Source organism: Allobosea sp. 10N428 (genome assembly GCF_056394545.1).
This window is the reverse complement of the sequence record NZ_JBFTIC010000008.1, coordinates 70,501-85,506: the sequence shown is the minus strand read 5'-3', so window position 1 is coordinate 85,506 and position 15,006 is coordinate 70,501. Positions and strand designations below refer to the sequence as shown.

The 15,006-nt window shown below is 66.8% G+C and carries 12 protein-coding genes; 8 read left to right on the top strand and 4 right to left on the bottom strand.

What is annotated here, in order from left to right; all coding sequences use genetic code 11:
• Window positions 1–40 precede the first annotated feature (40 nt).
• On the bottom strand, window positions 41–1,072 hold the full coding sequence (locus AC1DDA_RS21635; RefSeq protein ID WP_476797327.1) for an LLM class flavin-dependent oxidoreductase: 1,032 nt from the start codon (window positions 1,070–1,072) through the stop codon (window positions 41–43).
• Window positions 1,073–1,281: 209 nt separating this feature from the next.
• Between AC1DDA_RS21635 and AC1DDA_RS21630 the strand changes: the two genes are divergently transcribed.
• The 8 genes from AC1DDA_RS21630 (at window position 1,282) to AC1DDA_RS21595 (ending at window position 11,247) form a co-directional block, all read left to right on the top strand.
• Entirely contained in the window at window positions 1,282–2,196 is a 915-nt protein-coding gene (locus tag AC1DDA_RS21630; RefSeq protein WP_476797326.1) for a LysR family transcriptional regulator, read from the top strand.
• A gap of 228 nt (window positions 2,197–2,424) precedes the next feature.
• A complete protein-coding gene (locus AC1DDA_RS21625; RefSeq protein ID WP_476797325.1) occupies window positions 2,425–2,901 on the top strand; it encodes an NAD(P)H-dependent oxidoreductase subunit E in 477 nt (158 codons plus the stop codon).
• Window positions 2,898–4,463, top strand: coding sequence for a formate dehydrogenase beta subunit (locus AC1DDA_RS21620; protein ID WP_476797324.1), 1,566 nt, complete (start codon window positions 2,898–2,900; stop codon window positions 4,461–4,463). The genes AC1DDA_RS21625 and AC1DDA_RS21620 overlap by 4 nt, the downstream gene beginning before the upstream one ends.
• A 10-nt stretch (window positions 4,464–4,473) precedes the next feature.
• Window positions 4,474–7,356 (top strand): formate dehydrogenase subunit alpha, encoded by a 2,883-nt coding sequence (gene fdhF / locus AC1DDA_RS21615; RefSeq protein ID WP_476797323.1) that lies wholly within the window; start codon window positions 4,474–4,476, stop codon window positions 7,354–7,356.
• On the top strand, window positions 7,343–8,197 hold the full coding sequence (fdhD, locus tag AC1DDA_RS21610) for a formate dehydrogenase accessory sulfurtransferase FdhD (protein WP_441509362.1): 855 nt from the start codon (window positions 7,343–7,345) through the stop codon (window positions 8,195–8,197). Before fdhF ends, fdhD begins: the two co-directional genes overlap by 14 nt.
• Complete coding sequence (locus AC1DDA_RS21605) at window positions 8,194–8,466, top strand: formate dehydrogenase subunit delta (RefSeq protein WP_441509363.1); 273 nt, start codon at window positions 8,194–8,196, stop codon at window positions 8,464–8,466. Before fdhD ends, AC1DDA_RS21605 begins: the two co-directional genes overlap by 4 nt.
• A gap of 96 nt (window positions 8,467–8,562) precedes the next feature.
• Window positions 8,563–10,221, top strand: coding sequence for an OFA family MFS transporter (locus AC1DDA_RS21600; protein WP_476797322.1), 1,659 nt, complete (start codon window positions 8,563–8,565; stop codon window positions 10,219–10,221).
• A gap of 594 nt (window positions 10,222–10,815) precedes the next feature.
• The gene (locus AC1DDA_RS21595) at window positions 10,816–11,247 is read left to right on the top strand and encodes an OsmC family protein (RefSeq protein ID WP_476797321.1); all 432 of its coding nucleotides are present in this window, start codon (window positions 10,816–10,818) and stop codon (window positions 11,245–11,247) included.
• 158 nt (window positions 11,248–11,405) lie between these two features.
• Here AC1DDA_RS21595 and AC1DDA_RS21590 read toward each other — a convergent pair whose 3' ends face one another.
• Genes AC1DDA_RS21590 through AC1DDA_RS21580 form a run of 3 tightly spaced genes read right to left on the bottom strand, consistent with a single transcriptional unit; the run spans window position 11,406 to window position 14,969 of the window.
• Window positions 11,406–12,527 carry an ABC transporter ATP-binding protein gene (locus AC1DDA_RS21590; RefSeq protein WP_476797320.1) on the bottom strand — a complete coding sequence of 374 codons (1,122 nt, stop codon included), beginning with the start codon at window positions 12,525–12,527 and terminating at the stop codon, window positions 11,406–11,408.
• Entirely contained in the window at window positions 12,520–13,509 is a 990-nt protein-coding gene (locus AC1DDA_RS21585) for an ABC transporter ATP-binding protein (protein ID WP_476797319.1), read from the bottom strand. The genes AC1DDA_RS21590 and AC1DDA_RS21585 overlap by 8 nt, the downstream gene beginning before the upstream one ends.
• Window positions 13,506–14,969, bottom strand: coding sequence for an amidohydrolase family protein (locus AC1DDA_RS21580; protein ID WP_476797427.1), 1,464 nt, complete (start codon window positions 14,967–14,969; stop codon window positions 13,506–13,508). Before AC1DDA_RS21580 ends, AC1DDA_RS21585 begins: the two co-directional genes overlap by 4 nt.
• Window positions 14,970–15,006: the final 37 nt, after the last annotated feature.

Genomic DNA, 15,006 nt, shown 5'->3' with positions numbered 1-15,006 from the left:
GAAGGAAACAGCGCCGCGGTACAAGAGCCCGACCGGCCCCTTACGCCAACATCTCCCGCACCAACGGCACGACCTTCTCGCCGTAGAGCCGGATGCACTCCATCGCCTTCTCATGCTCCAGCGGCCCTGCGCTGTATTTGAGCTGGAAGCGGGCGATGCCGAGCCCCTTGGCGGTCGCTGCGATCTTGCGCGCCACCGTCTCGGGCGAGCCGAGATAGAGCGAGCCCCGCGCGACCTCCTGCTCGAAATCCTCCCGGCTCATCGGCGGCCAGCCGCGCTCGGCGCCGATGCGGTCGCGGTTTGCCTTGAAGGCCGGGAAGAACTCCTCCCTGGCCTGCTCGTCGGTCGCGGCGACATAGCCCGGCGAATGCACGCCGACCGGCTTCGCGGGCTTGCCGAGCTGCGCATAGGCGCGGTGGTAGAGATCGACATAGGGTTTGAAGCGCAGGGGATCGCCGCCGATGATGGCGAGCATCATCGGCAGATCGTAGCGCGCCGCGCGCACCACCGATTCCGGGCTGCCGCCGACGCCGATCCAGGTCTTGAGCGGCCCATTCTCGACCGGCGGGTAGACGAGTTGGTCCTTGAGCGGCGGGCGGATCGAGCCCTGCCAGCTCACCGGCTCCTGCGGCAGCAGCGCGGCGAAGAGATCGAGCTTCTCCTCGAACAGTTTTTCATAGTCGCGCAGGTCGAAGCCGAAGAGCGGGAAGGATTCGGTGAAGGAGCCGCGACCCAGAATGACCTCGGCGCGCCCGTTCGAGAGCGCATCCACCGTCGAAAAGCGCTGGAAGACGCGGATCGGGTCGTCCGAGCTCAGCACGGTGACCGCCGAACCCAGCTTGATGCGGCTGGTGCGCGTGGCCATGCCGGCCAGCACCGTTTCCGGCGACGACACGGCAAAATCGGCTCGGTGATGCTCGCCGACGCCGATGAAATCGATGCCGACGCTATCAGCCAGGACGGCTTCCTCGACGAGATTACGGATCACCTGCGCATGCGGCAGCGGCTTGCCGTCCGCTCCATTGGTGACGTCGCCGAAAGTGTCGAGCCCGAATTCCAGTTCCCGTGCCATGATCATCCCAAGGCCGCGATGCAGCCTGTTGTCTGCCGGCCATCCCGGCCTCCGGGAGTTAGGGTCGGGATTGCCGCAGCGCAATTCTCCAGGCGTTGCCCCGGCAGCAACAGGCTGTTTGCACGGATGCAACCGCCGCGCTTGCATCGCCCGCGCAAGCTGCCGATGCTCGGGCGCGCGGCGCTCTCCGCCGCTTCCGAAACGACACCATGATCATTCGCCAGTTGGTCTATCTCGATGCGCTCGCCCGCGAGAAGCATTTCCGCCGCGCGGCCGAGGCCTGCCATGTCTCGCAGCCGACGCTGTCGGCCGCGATCGTGCAGCTCGAAGAAGAACTCGGCGTGATGATCGTGGAGCGCGGGCGGCGCTTCCAGGGTTTCACCAAGGAGGGCGAGGTCGTGCTCGCCCATGCCAGGCGCATCCTGGCCGAAGCCGAGATCATGAAGGATTCGATCGCCGAACTGCGCGAGGGCGTCTCCGGCCGCATCCGGCTGGGCGCGATCCCGACCGCGCTGCCGATGATCGCGCATATCACCGCGCCCTTCTCGGATCGCTACCCGGCGGTATCGCTCACGGTGCTCTCCCTGACCTCGCAGGAAATTCAACAGGGCATCGACGATTTCGAGCTCGATGTCGGGCTGACCTATCTCGACAACGAACCGCTCGACCGGGTGATCTCCAAGCCGATCTATCAGGAATCCTATGTGCTGCTGACGCGCGAGGACGGGCCGCTGGGCGCGCGCGACACCATCACCTGGGCGGAAGCCGCCGAGCACAAACTCTGCCTGCTCACCGGCGACATGCAGAACCGGCGCATCATCGACGGTATCTTCCGCTCGGTCGGCACGGCGCCGCGCCCGGTCATCGAGACCAATTCGATCTTCAACCTGTGCTCCCATGCCGGCATTCAGGGCGTCGCCAGCATCGTCTCGCTGCAGTTGCTGGAATTCTTCGGCGTGCCGCTCGGCACCAGGGCGCTGTCGCTGGTCGAGCCCGAGGCGCAGCGCACGATCGGGCTGATCGTGGCGGACCGTCAGCCCGTCGCGCCACTCGCCCGCAACCTGCTGATGATGACGAAGCCGGTGACAGATGCGCGGCTGCCGCGGCGGCCCATCGTGCGATAGACCTAGCCTATCGTCTTAGAAGCACCGCAGCATTGTGCGGCGCAAAATTGCTTGATTGCGAAATTTTTGGACCGCCGCGTCGGCTCACTTGGCCGCGAGGCCCAGCAACTGCGCAAGTTTGATAGCTAAAAACTATCATGCGGTTGAAACAAACGATTTGAAATCATTCCAGAATACCCCACCTTTTCCGACAAGGAGCGCCCGGCGAACCGGGCCGATGGAGGAAAGATGGCGGGTTATCCAGCCTGGGATCAGGACAACGCGCGCACGCTCATTGCCAGCCTGGCGCATCTGGAGGGCGCCACGCTGCCGATGCTGCATGCCCTGCAGGACGAGTTCGGCTATGTCGACCCGCAGGCCGTGCCGCTGATCGCCGAGGCGCTGAACCTGTCGCGCGCCGAGGTCCATGGCGCGATCTCCTTCTATCACGACTTCAAGACCGCGCCGCAGCCTGCCCGCGTGATCAAGCTCTGCCGGGCCGAAGCCTGCCAGTCGCTCGGCTGCGAAAAGATCGTTACCGAGCTCGCCGCCGAGCACGGCATCACGGTCGACGACCACCGCGCCGGCGACGCCGTGGTCGAAACGGTCTATTGTCTCGGCAATTGCGCGCTCGGGCCTTCGGCCCTGGTCGATCGCGAACTGATCGGGCGCGTCGACGCCGCCCGCATCGCCGGGTTCTGCCAGCACGGAAAGGCGCAACGATGAGCGCCGCCCCGGTTCGCATCTTCATCCCCGTCGACGCCGCCGCCCTTTCGGTCGGCGCAGAAGCCGTCGCGCAGGCGGCTGCCAGCGAAGCGGCCGCGCGCGGGCTTTCCGTCGAGATCATCCGCAACGGCTCGCGCGGCATGCTCTGGCTGGAGCCGCTGGTCGAGGTCGAGACGCCGGAAGGGCGTATCGCTTACGGGCCGGTCGCGGCCAAGGATGTGCCTTCGCTCTTCGATGCCGGCTTGATCGCCGGCGGGGCGCATGCACTGCGCCTCGGCAAGACCGAAGAGCTCGACTGGATGAAGCGCCAGCAGCGGCTGACTTTCGAGCGCGTCGGTGTCATCGACCCGCTGTCGATTGCGGATTATCGCGCCCATGGCGGCCTCATCGGGCTGAAGAAGGCGCTCGCCATGACCGGCGGCGAGATCGTCGAGGCCGTGAAAGCCTCTGGACTGCGCGGACGCGGCGGGGCGGGGTTCCCGACCGGCATCAAGTGGAAGACGGTGCACGACGCCAAGGCCGAGCAGAAATATATCGTCTGCAATGCCGACGAGGGCGACAGCGGCACTTTCGCAGACCGCATGCTGTTCGAAGGCGACCCCTATCTCACGATCGAGGGGATGGCGATCGCGGCCATCGCGGTCGGTGCGACACGCGGCTACATCTATCTGCGCTCGGAATATCCGCACGCCCATCGCATGCTCCAGCGCGCGATCCTCAAGGCGGAAGCGGCGGGGTTGATCGGCGCCTCGGTGCTTGGTTCGGAGCACGCCTTCCATCTCGAGGTACGGCTCGGCGCAGGCGCCTATATCTGCGGCGAGGAGACCTCGCTGCTCGAAAGCCTGGAAGGCAAGCGCGCCATCGTCCGCGCCAAGCCCCCACTGCCGGCTTTACAGGGTCTGTTCGGCAAACCGACCGTCGTCAACAATGTGCTGTCCTTCGCGGCCGTGCCGTGGATCATGAACCATGGCGCGCAGGCCTATGCGGATTCCGGCATGGGCCGCTCGCGCGGCACGCTGCCGATCCAGCTTGGCGGCAACGTCAAACGCGGCGGGCTGATCGAGCTCGCCTTCGGCATTACGCTGCGCGAAATCATCGAGGACATGGGCGGCGGTACGCTTTCGGGCCGGCCGATCCGCGCCGTGCAGGTCGGCGGGCCGCTCGGCGCCTATCTCACGGCCGGGCAGCTCGACGTGCAGATGGATTACGAGGCGCTCGCCTCCATGCGCGCCATGCTCGGCCATGGCGGCATCGTGGTGTTCGACGACACCGTCGACATGGCCAAACAAGCGCGCTTCGCCTTCGCCTTCTGCGCCAAGGAATCCTGCGGCAAGTGTACCCCCTGCCGCATCGGCGCGACGCGCGGCGTCGAGACGATGGACCGCATCATCGCCGGGGCCGATGTGCCGACGAACATCGCCGTGCTGCGCGATCTCTCGAAGCTGATGACCGACGCCTCGCTCTGCGCCATGGGTGGCCTGACCCCCATGCCGGTGCTCAGCGCGCTCAACCATTTCCCCGAGGATTTCGACCGTCCTCCGCTGCCTTTGGCGGCCGAGTGAGGAGGCTGAGATGAGCCTGATCAAGGAAATCGACTACGGCACGCCGATCCGGCTCTCCGAGAAGACGGTGACGCTGAGCATCGACGGCCAGAGCGTCACGGTGCCGGCCGGCACCTCGGTGATGGCGGCGGCGATGAGCCTGGGCACCAAGATCCCCAAGCTCTGCGCCACCGACTCGCTCGAACCCTTCGGCTCCTGTCGGCTCTGCCTCGTCGAGATCGAGGGGCGGCGCGGCACGCCGGCTTCCTGCACCACGCCGGCCGAAGAGGGCATGGTCGTGCGTACCCAATCGGAGAACCTCTCCGGCCTGCGCAAAGGCGTGATGGAGCTCTACATCTCCGACCATCCGCTGGACTGCCTGACCTGCTCGGCCAATGGCGATTGCGAATTGCAGGACATGGCCGGCGCGGTCGGCCTGCGCGAAGTCCGCTACGGCTACGAGGGCGAGAACCACGTCTTCGCCAAAGGCAAGGACGGCGCGGTCAACGAGAACTGGCTCGCGAAGGACACCTCCAACCCGTATTTCACCTACGACCCCTCGAAATGCATCGTCTGCAATCGCTGCGTGCGCGCCTGCGAGGAGGTGCAGGGCACCTTCGCGCTGACGATCACCGGCCGCGGCTTCGAGTCTCGCGTCGCGGCGGGACCGACTGATTTCCTCGGCTCGGAATGCGTTTCTTGCGGCGCCTGCGTGCAGGCCTGCCCGACGGCGACGCTGATCGAGAACAAGGTCATCGAGCACGGCCAGCCGGAGCACTCCGTGGTCACGACCTGCGCCTATTGCGGCGTCGGCTGCTCGTTCAAGGCGGAGATGCAAGGCGACCGTGTCATCCGCATGGTGCCCTACAAGGACGGCAAGGCTAACGAGGGCCATTCCTGCGTGAAGGGCCGCTTCGCCTGGGGCTATGCGACCCATACCGACCGCATGACCAAGCCGATGATCCGGGCAGAGATCACCGACCCATGGCGCGAAGTGTCATGGGAAGAGGCGATCAACTACGCGGCCTCGGAATTCAAGCGCATCCAGGCGAAGTATGGCCGTGAATCGGTCGGCGCCATCACCTCGTCGCGCTGCACCAATGAGGAGGTCTTCCTCGTCCAGAAGCTGGTGCGCGCCGCCTTCCGCAACAATAATGTCGATACCTGCGCCCGCGTCTGCCATTCGCCGACCGGCTACGGCCTCAGGACGACGCTCGGCACCTCGGCCGGCACGCAGGATTTCAAGTCGATCGCCAAGTCCGACGTGATCCTCGTCATCGGTGCGAACCCGACCGACGGCCACCCGGTCTTCGCCTCGCGCATGAAGAAGCGGATTCGCGAGGGCGCGCGTTTGATCGTCGCCGATCCCCGCCGGATCGACATGGTGCAGTCGCCCCACATCAAGGCGGATTATCACCTGCCGCTGCGCCCCGGCACCAATGTCGCGCTGCTCAACGCGCTCAGCCATGTCGTCGTCACCGAGGGGCTGATCGACGAGGCCTATGTGCGCGAGCGCTGCGACCTCGGCGATTTCGAGCACTGGGCCCGCTTCGTCGCCCGCGAGGAGAACTCGCCCGAGGCGAGCGAGCAATATACCGGCGTGCCCGCGGCCGATGTCCGCGCAGCGGCGCGTCTCTACGCCACCGGCGGCAATGGCGCGATCTATTACGGGCTCGGCGTCACCGAGCACAGCCAGGGCTCGACCACGGTGATGGCGATGGCGAATTTGGCCATGGCGACCGGCAATATCGGGCGCGACGGCGTCGGCATCAATCCGCTGCGCGGGCAGAACAACGTCCAGGGTTCCTGCGACATGGGCTCGTTCCCGCACGAATTCTCGGGCTATCGCCACGTCTCCGACGATTCGACCCGGCAGGTCTTCGAGATGCTCTGGGGCGTGCCGCTCGATCCCGAACAGGGCCTGCGCATCACCAACATGCTGGACGAGGCGGTCGGCGGCACGTTCAAGGGCCTCTATGTGCAGGGCGAGGACATCGCCCAGTCCGACCCCAACACCAAGCATGTCACGGCGGGGCTCGCCGCGATGGAGTGCGTCGTCATCCAGGACATCTTCCTGAACGAGACGGCGAAATACGCCCATGTCTTCCTGCCCGGCGCCTCCTTCCTGGAGAAGGACGGCACCTTCACCAATGCCGAGCGGCGCATCAACCGCGTGCGGCAGGTGATGGCGCCGCTTTCCGGCAAGGACGAGTGGCAAGTCACGATCGATCTTGCGCGGGCACTCGGCTACGAGATGGGCTACAGCCATCCGAGCGAGATCATGGACGAGATCGCGCGGCTGACGCCAAGCTTCGCCGGCGTCTCCTATGACAAGCTGGAGAAACTCGGCTCGGTGCAGTGGCCCTGTAACGACAAGGCGCCGACCGGCACGCCCTTGATGCATGTCGACCGCTTCGTGCGCGGCAAGGGCAAGTTCATGATCACGGAATATGTCCCGACCGAGGAACGGACCGGCCCGCGCTTCCCCCTGTTGCTCACCACCGGGCGCATCCTCTCGCAATACAATGTCGGCGCGCAGACGCGGCGCACCGAGAACGGCGCCTGGCATGACGAGGACGTGCTGGAAATCCACCCCTTCGACGCCGAGAGCCGCGGCATCCGCGACGGCGATCTCGTCGCGCTCGCCAGCCGCTCGGGCGACATCGCGCTGAGAGCCGAAATCTCCGAGCGCATGCAGCCGGGCGTGGTCTATACCACCTTCCACCACGCCAAGACCGGCGCCAACGTCATCACCACCGACTTCTCGGACTGGGCGACGAACTGCCCGGAATACAAGGTCACCGCCGTCGAGGTGCGCCGCACCAACGCCTGGTCGGCCTGGCAGGAGAAGAACTTCGAGGAGGACGTGACCCTGCGCCGGATCGCGGAGCGCCTGCCCGATGCCGCAGAATAACCCGCCCGATAACCCGCCCGCCCAGCCGCCGGCCTCGGCTGCCGTGAAGGCGCAGCCGCTGCGCTTCGGCGCGGCGCCGGAGTGTGGGCGCGAGATCGAGGTCGCGGTCGAGACTCCCATCAACATCGTCTACGGCAACATGCCCTATGCGGTGATGATGGCGAGCCCGTCCGATCTCGAGGATTTCGTCACCGGCTTCAGCCTGACCGAGGGCGTCGTCCGGGAGGCCTCCGAGATCCGCGGCATCGCCGTCGAGGCGAAAGACGAGGGCGTCGTCGTCACGGTCGAGCTCGCGCCCGGGCGCTTCCGCGAGCATCTGGCGCGGCGGCGCAATCTCTCGGGCCGCACCTCCTGCGGACTCTGCGGCGTCGAGACCATCGAGGAGATTCCGATGGCAGATGCCGCGACGCGAGCCTCGCGCGCCGTACCCGCCTCGGCGGTCGAAGCTGCGCTGGCCGCGCTCGACCGCCGTCAGCCGCTGAACCAGCTCACCCACGCCGTCCATGCCGCAGCCTGGTGCGATCTCCACGGCGCGATCCTCGCTGTTCGCGAGGATGTCGGCCGCCACAACGCGCTCGACAAGCTGATCGGCGCGCGGCTGCGCGCCGGGGCGGATGCCAGCGACGGCTTCCTGCTCGTCACCAGCCGCGCCTCCTTCGAAATGGTCGAGAAGGCCGCGATCTTCGGCGCGGCAACGCTGGTCGCGATCTCCGCGCCGACCTCGCTCGCGATCGAGCGTGCCCGGCATCTCGGCCTGACGCTCGCCGCTGTCGCACGGCGCGACGGCTGCATCGTCTTCACCGGGGCGCTCGCGCCCGAGCCCGAGACCATCGCCCAATGATGGAGGCTGCGCTGACGACCGGGCACGCCCCAGGCGACCATCACGACGAGAACATCGCGAAGCTCCGGCGCATGGCCGGGCAGATCGCGGATTTCTTCAAGGCCTATCCGGAAGAGGAGGCGGCCGCCTCCGTCGCCGATCACATCAACCAGTTCTGGACCGGGCGCATGCGCGGGGACTTCCTCGCCGCCTTCGCCACTTGTCCGGAGGACCTCCCGCCCCTGCTGCGGCGCGCCCTGCCGCGGATCAGGCCGGGGCGCGGCGGTTAGCAAGCAAGGCGCCGCCAGAGCGGTGCGCGGAGCAATTCAACGAGCCGGGAACCTACCCGGCCCGAACGGCGAAGCCATGGGGAAAGGAAACGGGGAATGAGCGTCGCACAGGATATCGGACAGATCGGGGGCGGCATCGGCCTGCTCGACCGCGAACGAACCATCGCCAAACCGGGCTTCAACCGCTGGCTCGTGCCGCCGGCCGCCCTGTGCATCCATCTTTGCATCGGCATGGCCTATGGCTTCTCGGTGTTCTGGCTGCCGCTCAGCCAGGCGATCGGCATCACCAAGCCGGTGGCCTGCGCCACCGATGTCGGCCTCGTCGCCTCGCTGTTCACCACGGCCTGCGATTGGAAGGTCGCCGATCTCGGCTGGATGTACACGCTGTTCTTCGTCTTCCTCGGCTCCTCCGCCGCGATCTGGGGCGGGTGGCTCGAGCGCGTCGGCCCGCGCAAGGCGGCCTTCGTCTCGACCCTGTGCTGGTGCGGCGGCCTCATGATCTCGGCGCTCGGCGTCTACTGGCACCAGCTCTGGATGATGTGGCTCGGCTCGGGCGTCATCGGCGGCATCGGTCTCGGCCTCGGCTACATCTCGCCGGTCTCGACCCTGGTGAAGTGGTTCCCGGACCGGCGCGGCATGGCCACCGGCATGGCGATCATGGGCTTCGGCGGCGGCGCGATGATCGGTTCGCCGCTGGCGGACATGCTGATGAATTATTTCAAGACGCCCGCCTCGGTCGGCGTCTGGCAGACCTTCGTCGCGATGGCAGCGATCTACTTCGTCTTCATGATGGCCGGCACCTTCGGCTATCGCGTGCCGCCGTCGAACTGGCGCCCGGAAGGCTGGACGCCGCCCGCGACCCAGAACGCCATGATCACCTCGGGCCATGTCCATCTGAAGAACGCGCATAAGACGCCGCAGTTCTGGCTGATCTGGGCCGTGCTCTGCCTCAATGTCTCCGCCGGCATCGGCGTGCTCGGCATGGCTTCGCCGATGCTGCAGGAGATCTTCGCGGGCAAACTCATCGGCAAGCCGGAGATCGGCTTCGCCGCCCTCGACGCCGGGCAGAAGACGCAGATCGCCACGATCGCGGCGGCCTTCGTCGGGCTGCTCTCGCTGTTCAACATCGTCGGGCGCTTCTTCTGGGCCTCGCTGTCGGACAAGCTCGGCCGCAAGCTGACCTACGCCACCTTCTTCGGGCTGGGCATCCTGCTCTATGCGCTTTCGCCCTGGGCGGCGCATGCCGGGTCGCTGGCGCTCTTCGTCGGCTTCTTCTGCATCATCCTGTCGATGTATGGCGGCGGCTTCGCGACGGTGCCGGCCTATCTCGCCGACATGTTCGGCACCCAGTTCGTCGGCGCCATCCATGGCCGCCTGCTGACGGCGTGGTCGACCGCCGGCATCATCGGCCCGGTCGTGGTGAACTATATCCGCGAGGCGCAGATCAATGCCGGCGTGCCGCGCGCGCAGGTCTATGACCGCACCATGTACATCCTCGCCGGCATGCTGGTGCTCGGCTTCATATGCAACCTGCTGATCCGCCCCGTCGCGGCGAAGTGGTTCATGAAGGATGCCGAGGTCGCCTCCTTGCAGGCGAAGACCGCCAATGCCAGCGCGACCACGCATTACGGCTCCTACGGCATCGGCAAAGGCGGCTTCGACGGCACGGCCCTGCTCGCCTGGGCCGTGGTCGGCCTGCCGATCGCCTGGGGCGTCTGGATCACGCTGTCGAAATCGCTGGCTCTGTTCCGCTGAGCGCACCGCAAACACCTGGCCATCGCGGAAGCCCGCATCGAGCGATCGGTGCGGGCTTCCCTATTGGATGACAGGCGGCTCATCCGCGGAGACACGATCCACGCGCGCGCCGGTTCCAGCGCCCGATCGGCGCCTAATAGTGGCTCAGATAAGGGTCGGAGGACGAATAGAACGACTGGCAGTCAAGCCAGTATGCGGATTGGATGGTTCGATTGACCGGAACGGCACAGACGGAAGCAAGCTCCGGGCTCCGATATTCTGTCACCGCGCAGCCCGACAGCAACATCCCGATGGCGATAAACAGGCATGCCCGTTGAATCGTTCTCATCTTCCTGTCTCCCGTTGCGAACTATGTTCAGTCGTTTCGCTGCGAAGCCGCATTTGCGGATTTGACCCAGGCTGATGTCCGGGGTGGGCTGGAAGCCGACTTACCTATCCTGCCTTTCCCGCTATGATCATCCTATTCGAACACATTTTTCGCCGCCTTCGAGTGCCGGTCACCAGCAAGTGAACCCGAGGCGCCCCGAAACCGTTATCGAAGGGTAGCGTTCCAGCCGCAGCATATCCACCCCAACCAGAACAGGAGACAGCGTCATGGCGATCAACAGGACCGGCTCGGCCCATTGGGAAGGCGGCATCAAGGACGGCAAGGGCACGATCTCGACCGAGAGCGGCGCGCTCAGCGCCTACCCTTACGGTTTCTCCGGCCGCTTCGAAGGCAAGCCCGGCAGCAACCCAGAGGAGATCATCGGCGCAGCGCATGCGGCCTGCTTCACGATGGCGCTCTCGCTCATTCTGGGCGAAGCCAATCTCAAGGCCGATGCGCTCGACACGAGCGCGCGCGTGACGCTGGACAAGCTCGACGACGGCTATGCGATCACCGCGATCCACCTGACGCTCAAGGGTAAGGTGCCGGGTGCCGACCAGGCGACGTTCGAGTCGCTGGCCGGCAAGGCCAAGGCCGGCTGCCCGGTCTCGAAGCTGTTCAAGGCGACGATCACGCTGGAAGCGACGCTGGTCGGCTGAGTTTCACGAGCCGTGCTGTCATGCTCGCCCTTGTGGCGAGCATCCACGTCTTGAACACTGCCCTCGACCAGCGAAGACGTGGATGGTCGGGACAAGCCCGACCATGACGGGTGTTGCGTTCATGGGTTCCGCGGTGCCCGGGAACAACGCCTGGCCGGTCAGGCATAATGGCAGGCGACGCGGACGTCGCCCAGCATCCGCAACTCCGGCCGCTCGGCCCGGCAGCGCTCGGCTACACGCGAGCAGCGCGGGTTGAAGCTGCAGCCCGGCGGCGGGGCGATCGGGCTCGGCACCTCGCCGGACATCGGCCGGCGCTCCCGGTTCGGCCGCTCGACATCGGGAATCGTGTCGAGCAGCAGCCGCGTATAGGGGTGGCGCGGATTGGTAAAGACCTCCTCGGCCGGACCCGCCTCGACGAAACGGCCGAGATACATGATGGCGAGATCGTCCGACATGTGCCGGACGACCGAGAGATTGTGGCTGATGAAGAGATAGGTCAGCCCGAATTCCTTCTGCAGCCGGACCATCAGGTTGAGGATCTGCGCCTGCACGGAGACGTCGAGCGCCGAGGTCGGCTCGTCGCAGACGAGGAAGTCGGCCTCGGTGGCGAGCGCGCGTGCGATGGAGATGCGCTGGCGCTGGCCTCCGGAGAAGGCATGCGGGTAGCGGCTCGCATCGGTGCGGGACAGGCCGACGACCTCCAGCAGATCGCCGACCCGCTGCTGGACCGCCGTCTCGTCGGGCCTGAGCTTCAGCTCCCGGATCGGCTCGGCGATGATATCCCCGACCCGCCAGCGCGGGTTGAGCGAGGCATAAGGGTCCTGGAAGATCATCTGCACGCGCGGCGGGCCGAACGAGCCATCGCCGCGGCGGATGTCGCGGAAGCTGAGCTTGCCCTCGGTCGGACGCTGCAACCCCACGACCATGCGCGCCAGCGTCGACTTTCCGCAGCCGGACTCGCCGACGATGCTGAAGGTGGTGCCACGCCTCACCGTGAAGGAGATGTTCTCGACCGCGCGCAGGATGCGGCGCGGCTCCTTCGAGAACAGCCGGGACAGGGCCGGCGCCGAGACATCGAAGCGGCAGGACGCCGCGGCGACGTCGAGAATGATATCGCTGCCTCCCCCAGACGATCGGCCAACTGAGCCCTCGTCCTGAGGCGCACGCGCAGCTTGCGTCTCGAAGGATGCCTCAGAGCGCACCGGAACATCCTTCGAGTCGCCGCCGCGCGGCTCCTCAGGATGAGGGCTCGCGGTAGGGGCTTCCATATGCTCACGCATGCGCCGCCTCCTTCAGCGGGAAATGGCAGGCTGCGGCATGGCCCATCACCGGCAGGCCCGGCTTGTGGTCCCGGCAGAAGGCCTCGGCCCGGCCGCAGCGCGGATTGAACGCGCAGCCGGGCGGGATGGCGTTGAGGCGCGGCATCGCGCCGTCGATCTGGTTGAGATGCTCGTGGCGGGCGTGGACGCTGGGGATCGAGGCCATCAGCCCGGCGGTGTACGGGTGGCGCGGGCGGCGCACGACCTCCTCGACAGGCCCCATTTCGACGATGCGGCCGGCATACATCACGGCGACCCGGTCGGCCGTCTCGGCGATCACGCCCATGTCGTGGGTGACCAGCATGATCGACGTCCCGTGCTCGCGGCAGAGCCGCTTCAGCAGCGTGGTGATCTGCGCCTGAATGGAGACATCGAGAGCAGTTGTCGGCTCGTCGGCGATGATCAGCGAGGGCTCGGCGCAAAGCGCGAGCGCGATGACGACGCGCTGGCGCATGCCGCCCGAGAACTGGTGTGGGTAGGCGTCGATACGCGTCTCGGCGGCGGGGATGCCGACCTCCTTGAGCAGCTCGAGCGCCCGCTTGCGGGCCTCCGCCCGGCTCACCGGCAGATGCGTCATGATCGTCTCGACGATCTGGTCGCCGACCTTGAGCAGCGGGTGCAGCGAGGTCAGCGGGTCCTGGAAGATCGCGCCGATGCGCCGCCCGCGCAGCTTGCGCATCGCTTCGGCCGGCAGGTTGTCGATGCGCTCGCCCGAGAGATGGATCTCGCCGCCGGCGACGCGCCCGGGCGGATCGAGCAGACCGATCACCGCGGTGCCCGTCAGCGACTTGCCCGCACCGGACTCGCCGACCATGCCGAGGATCTCCCCCGGCGCGATGTCGAAGCTGATGCCGTCCAGCGCCGTCAACGGGCCGTGGCGACCGTCGAAGACGATGCGCAGGTCGCGCACGGACAGGAGAGGCGCGGCGGCGGAAGCGGTCATGCGATGGCCTCGCTGCGTTCGATCGCGTAGCTCGACGAGAAGATCTCGCTCATCGGCGGGTGGCCGAGCGTGCGCTCGGGATAGCGCGCCATGACGCCCTCGAACTGCTTCTGGGCGCGGGCATTGTCGGCGGCCTCGTCCTGGCCGGGGATTGCCCGGTTTTCCATGACGAAGCGCCCGTCGATCACCACCGTCGAGAAATCGCGGCCATGGCCGGTCAGCATCATCGTCTGGATGGGGTCGATGACCTGGCCGCTATGGGGCCGGTCGAGCTCGAAGACGGTGATATCGGCCCGCGCACCCGGCTGGAGCCGCCCGAGATCGGGGCGCTGCAGCGCATCTGCGCCGCCGATGGTCGCTGCGTCGTAATAGTCCTCCGAGCGCACGGCGGCGACATTTCCCGCCATGATGCGTGCGAGGATCATGCCGGTCTGAAGGTTCATCACCATGTCCGGCGGGCTGGTATCCGTGCCCATGGCGATGTTCAGCCCCATGGCGCGGTAGCGGCCGAAATGGTCGATGGCATTGCCGTGCCGACCGGAGACCAGGGGGCAGTGGACGATGCTCGCGCCGGAATCCCGGATGATCTCGAGATCGCGGCCGGGCCGGTCGATCAGCCTGCTGCCGGAGACGACCGTGCCATGCGGCAGGAGGCAGCGCTCGCTCAGGAAGCCGAGGCTCTCGAGCCATTCCGGCGGGCTCACGCCGTGCTGGGCGAGGACGAGGTCGTATTCGATCTTCGACTGGCAGCAATGCAGCCGCACGGGCACGTCGAGCTCGCGCGAGGCGGCAGCGGTGCGGCGCAGCAGCTCGGCGGTCGAGGTCTCGATCCGATCGGGCGCGAACATGGCGCGGATGAGGCCGCCCGCGGCTCCCTCATGGCGCCGGGCGAAGTCGATGGCGGCGTCGAGCTCGGTGAGGCCGCGCGCCTCGTCATAATGGGTGACGACGCGCCCATCGGTCTCGACGATCTGGTTGCCGGTGCGATAGGCCGGGCCGAGATAGGCGCGCAGGCCGAGATCGGCGGCAGCCTGCGCGGCATCCTCGAACTCCTGCACCGTCTCGCCCCAGGCGCGGTAGAACAGCGAGGCGATCGGCAGGGCGGTCGTGATGCCGTTGCGGATCAGCGAGGCGAAGGCATAGCGCTTCTGGAAGGCCAGCTCCTCGCGGGTATACATCTCGTAGGGACCGGCCTCGAGATAGCTGCGCGGCCAGACCCGGCCCTTCTTCCAGGCCGGCTGGTTGTCATAGGCGAGGATCGTGGTGTCGAGGTCGGAGAGGGCATCGCAATCGACGAAGCCCGGCCCGATCAGGGCATTGCCATAGTCGATGCGCCTGCCGATCTCTCCGGGGAAGCCGTGGCCGACGAAGACGATTGCGCCGTTCTCGAACACGACCTCGCCGTTCTCGTAGAGACGATGGCGCCCGTCCTTGTGGCCGACGACCCAGCGCGCGGTCATCAGGACGCGGCCCTGCGGCCGTTTGGCTGCCTGCAGG